Below are 5,027 nucleotides of genomic sequence, written 5' to 3'. Positions count from 1 at the left end.
CACCCCACCCTCACCACCCTCCTCCACCACACCCTCAACAACCCCACCACCATCCCCACCCTCCACCGCAAACACCCCGAACCAGAAACCCTCACGCAGGCCATCGCCACCCTCCACACCACCGGCCACACCACCACCCTGCATCCCTCACACGTCCCCACTCAGCACGTGACGCTGCCGGCCTACCCCTTCCAACGCCGCGCCTACTGGATGCCGAACCCGGCGTCGCACACCGGGCGTTCGGATGCCGAGGCGGCGACACGCCTGGGCCTGGCCCGGCAGGACCACCCGTTCCTGACCGGCGCCACGTCGATCGTCGGCAGCGGGGCGACTCTGCTCACCGGCAGGGTGACGCTCGCGGCGCATCCGTGGCTGGCCGATCACACGGTCGCCGGTGCGGTGCTGTTCCCCGGAACGGCCTTCGCGGACCTGCTGCTGCACGTTGCCGAGGAGACGGGGTCGGGGACCGTGGAGGAACTCACTCTCCATGTGCCCCTCGGTCTTCCCGCGCAGGGCGCTGTGCAGCTTCAGGTGCTGGTGGAAGCACCGGACGAGCGCGGGCGGCGCGCGGTGACGGTGGCTGCCCGGCCGGAGGAGGAGACCGGGGCGGAGTGGACCACGCATGCAGCCGGTGTTCTGGCGGGCGCGGAACCGGCCGCGTCGGCGGTGGACTGGGCGGACTGGGCGGCAGGGGCCTGGCCACCGCCCGGGGCGGAAGCCGTCGACGTGGACGAGCTGTACGCGGAGTTCGCCGCCGCCGGCTACGACTACGGTCCGGCCTTCACCGGCCTGACCGGGGCGTGGCGTCGAGGGGACGAGGTCTTCGCCGACGTGCGCTTGCCCGAGGCGGTGGCCGGATCAGGGGAGGAGGAGCGCCGGTTCGGTGTGCATCCCGCGCTGTTCGACGCGGCACTGCACCCGTGGCCGGTGGGAGGCCCGTGGCAGGGGTCGGGTGCCGATGCTGATGGTGGGCAGAGCACCTTGCTGCCGTTCTCCTGGCAGGGGCTCACCCTCTACGGGACCGGCGCCGAGCGGGTCCGGGTCCGGCTGGCACCGTCGGACGGCGGCGGCTCCTTCTCCGTGCGGGCCGCCGATCCGGCGGGCGATCCCGTCCTCGCCCTGGACGCACTCGTGCTGCGTCGAGTGCCGTCAAGCACGCCGGGCGCTCTTCCGGCGGCGCCGATGTACCGCATCGACTGGCAACCGGTCGACTCGACCAGCCTCGTGGACACTCGCCGCTACGCCGTGGTCGGCGCCGATGCGGAGGAGACAGCGGAGGTTCTGCGCGCCGTCCTGCCCGATGCGCACGTCACGGCCCACGCCGACCTCGCGGCCCTGCGCGCCGCTCTGGACGCCGTGGCACCGAGGCCCGAACCAGCCCTGGTCGTTGCCCTCATCCCGGGCTCCCCTGCCCAGGCTTGCGAGAACCCGTCCGCGCCCGATCCCGTCCGTACGACCCTGGCCCACGGTCTCTCGCTCGTCCAGGCACTGATCGAGGACGAACGCCTGACCACCGGCACGACACTGGCCGTCCTCACCCGGGGAGCGGTCGAGGCCACGGAGACCGACGTACCGGATCTCGCGGGGGCGGCGCTGTGGGGGTTGGTGCGCTCCGCGCAGTCTGAGTATCCGGGCCGCTTCCGCCTCCTCGACATGGACGACTCCCCGCAGTCCCGTGCGGCCCTGGCCACGGCGCTGGCCTCGGACGAGTCCCAGCTCGCGTTGCGGGCGGGCGTCCTGCTCGCGCCGGCGCTGGCACCCGCCGGGGCCGCCGGGTCGCCGGCTCCGGCGGACGCCGCGCCCACCGCCCAGGGCATGGACGGCACCGTCCTGCTGACCGGCTGCACCGGTGCGCTCGGCCGGCGCGTCGCCGTGCACCTGGCGAGGCGTCACGGTGTACGGCGGATGCTGCTGGTCAGCAGGAGCGGCCCGCACGCGCCGGAGTCCGCCGCGCTGGAGCGGGAACTCACCGAGCTGGGTGTCCACACCTCCTTCGTCTCCTGCGACCTGGCCGATCCGGCCGACGTACGCGAGGCGGTCTCCCGAGTCCCGTCCGAACATCCGCTGACCGGTGTCGTGCACACCGCCGGTGTCCTCGACGACGGGGCGCTCGCCCGGCTCACTCCGGAGCGGATCGACACCGTGCTGCGGGCCAAGGCCGACGCCGTACGGCACCTCCACGAGGCAACGCTCGGGCATCCACTGCGCGCCTTCGTGCTGTTCTCCGCCGCAGCCGGGTTACTGGGCCGGCCGGGGCAAGCGTCCTATGCGGCCGCCAACGGGGTGCTCGACGCGTTCGCGCGGCTTCGCCGGGCGGCGGGGCTGCCGGCGGTCTCCCTGGCCTGGGGGTTGTGGGACGAACGGGACGGCATGGCCGGCGGCCTCGATGCCACGGCCCTTCGCCGACTTCGCCGGGACGGCATCCTGCCGATGCCCGCCGACCAGGCCCTCGAACTGCTGGACCGAGCCCTGACGACGTACCGGGACGGCCCCGCCCTGCTCGTCCCGCTGCTGCTGGACAGCGCGGCGCTGCGCCGCACGGCCAGGGAGAACGGCCCGGCCTCGCTCCCGCCGTTGCTGCGTTCCCTCGTCCCCTCCCAACCGCGCCGGCATCGCACGACGACGGCGACGTCCGTACGGGACGAGTCCGGGCCGGGTCCGTCGGCAAGCCTCGCGGCCCTGCCCGCCCAGGAGCGCATGACCGTCCTTCTGGACATGGTCAGCGAACAGGTCGCCGGTGTCCTCGGCCACGCGTCGGCCACGGAGATCGATCCCGAACGGCCTTTCCACGAGATCGGCTTCGACTCCCTGGCCACGCTGGAGCTGCGCAACCGGCTCGGCCGCCTGGTCGGTCTGCGTCTGCCGAGCACGCTCGCCTTCGACCGTCCCACGCCGAGGAAGGTGGCGGAATGGATCAACGCGGAACTGCCCGCCGCGAACCCCGCTCCAGGCACGTCGGCCGAGGATCCCGTGCTGACGGGGATCGATCAGATGGCGCGAGCGATCGCTCTCATGGACGCGGAGGACGACCGACGCGCCGATGTGCGCCGACGACTCGTCGGCCTGCTGACCGCTCTGGACAGGCCGGCGTCCGGTGCGGACAGCACCCGAGCCGCCGCGACGACCGTGGCCGACCGACTCGACGAGGCAACCGACGACGAGATCTTCGCGTTCCTCGACGAACAGTTGGACGAACAACCGGACGAGCCGTTGGGCGCGCCTCTGGACGAGCGCCTGGACGAGCAGCCGTGACCGGACCGAGGGCCGCCCGTACGACAGGAAGCTGGGGGCAGCGATGACCGCGGAGAACGACAAGATCCGCAGCTATCTGAAGCGCGCCACCGCCGAACTCCACAGGACCAAGGAGCGGTTGGCGGAGCTGGAGTCGGCGCGGCATGAGCCGATCGCGGTGGTGGGTATGGCCTGCCGCTACCCCGGCGGCGTGGCCACGCCCGACGATCTGTGGGAGCTGGTCGCCTCGGGAACCGACGCCATCTCCGGGTTTCCGACCGATCGCGGCTGGGACCTGGACGGCCTGTACGACCCCGACCCGAGCACCCCCGGCAAGAGCTACGTCCGCCACGGCGGCTTCCTCCACGACGCGGCCCAGTTCGACGCCGAGTTCTTCGGCATCAGCCCCCGTGAAGCCACCGCCATGGACCCCCAGCAACGGCTCCTGCTCGAGACCTCCTGGGAAGCGCTGGAGCGCGCCGGGATCGCCCCCCACACCCTGCGCACCACCCGCACCGGCGTCTTCACCGGCGTCATGTACGACGACTACGGGTCGCGGTGTGTTCCGTCGCTACCCGAAGTCGAGGGGTACGTCGTGAACGGCAGCGCGGGGAGTGTGGCGTCGGGCCGCGTGGCGTACACGCTGGGCCTGCAGGGGCCCGCGCTCACCGTGGACACCGCGTGCTCTTCGTCGCTGGTGGCACTGCACCTGGCCGTGCAGTCGCTGCGGCGCGGGGAATGCGACCTCGCCCTCGCCGGCGGAACCACCGTCATGGCCACCCCCACCGTCTTCGTCGAGTTCTCCCGCCAGCGCGGTCTGGCTCCTGATGGTCGCTGCAAATCCTTTGCCGATACCGCCGACGGCACCGCGTGGGCCGAAGGCGTCGGCATGCTCCTGGTGGAACGGTTGTCGGATGCCGAGCGGCGGGGCCACCGCGTGCTGGCCGTCGTGCGGGGCACCGCCGTCAACCAGGACGGCGCCAGCAACGGCCTCACCGCCCCCAGCGGACCCGCCCAACAACAAGTCATCCGCGACGCCCTGAGCGACGCGGGCCTCTCCGCCGACGACATCGACGCCGTCGAAGCCCACGGCACCGGCACCCCCCTCGGCGACCCCATCGAAGCCGGCGCCCTGCTCGCCACCTACGGACACCCCAAGCGTCAAACACCCGTCTGGCTGGGGTCGTTGAAGTCCAACATCGGCCACACCCAGGCCGCCGCCGGCATCGCCGGAATCATCAAAATGATCCAGGCACTGCGGCACGACACTCTGCCCCGCACGCTCCATGTCGACCATCCCAGCAGCAAGGTCGACTGGGAGGCCGGCTCCCTCCGACTCCTCGCAGAGGCCCGGCCCTGGCCCGCCGATCCCGACCGGCCACGCCGCGCCGGCATCTCAGCCTTCGGCGTCAGCGGCACCAACGCCCACGTCGTGCTCGAAGAACCACCGATGCCTGCCGAAGCACCGGTGCCCCACGAAACAACGATGCCGACTCAGACACCGCCACCCGTCATCGCCTGGCCATTGTCCGCCCACACCCCCGAAGCCCTGCGCGCCCAGGCCGCACGCCTGGACTCATGGCTGCACCACACCCACGCCGACCCCCACGACATCGCCCACGCCCTGGCCACCACCCGCACCCACTTCAAACACCGCGCCGTCATCACCGGCCGCACCACCACCGAACTCCACACCAAACTCCACACCCTCGACGCCACCCAAGGCACCGCACACCCCCACCCCCGCCTCACCCTCCTCTTCACCGGCCAAGGCGCCCAACACCCCGGCATGGGCC

2 protein-coding genes are annotated in these 5,027 nt (G+C 72.2%); both read left to right on the top strand.

Annotation, left to right across the window (positions count from 1 at the left end; all coding sequences use genetic code 11):
• Positions 1–3,252 (top strand): type I polyketide synthase (locus AB0B29_RS37640; RefSeq protein ID WP_362247262.1); only part of this gene is annotated, 3,252 nt, incomplete at its 5' end.
• 43 nt (positions 3,253–3,295) lie between these two features.
• Positions 3,296–5,027, top strand: a 1,732-nt coding sequence (locus AB0B29_RS37635; protein ID WP_362247260.1) for a type I polyketide synthase, incomplete at its 3' end; no start/stop codon positions are given.

The organism is Streptomyces tibetensis, assembly GCF_040647715.1.
Taxonomy (GTDB): Bacteria; Actinomycetota; Actinomycetes; order Streptomycetales; family Streptomycetaceae; genus Streptomyces; species Streptomyces tibetensis_A.
The sequence above is the reverse complement of the archived record's forward strand: the minus strand, read 5'-3'. Positions and strand labels throughout refer to the sequence as shown.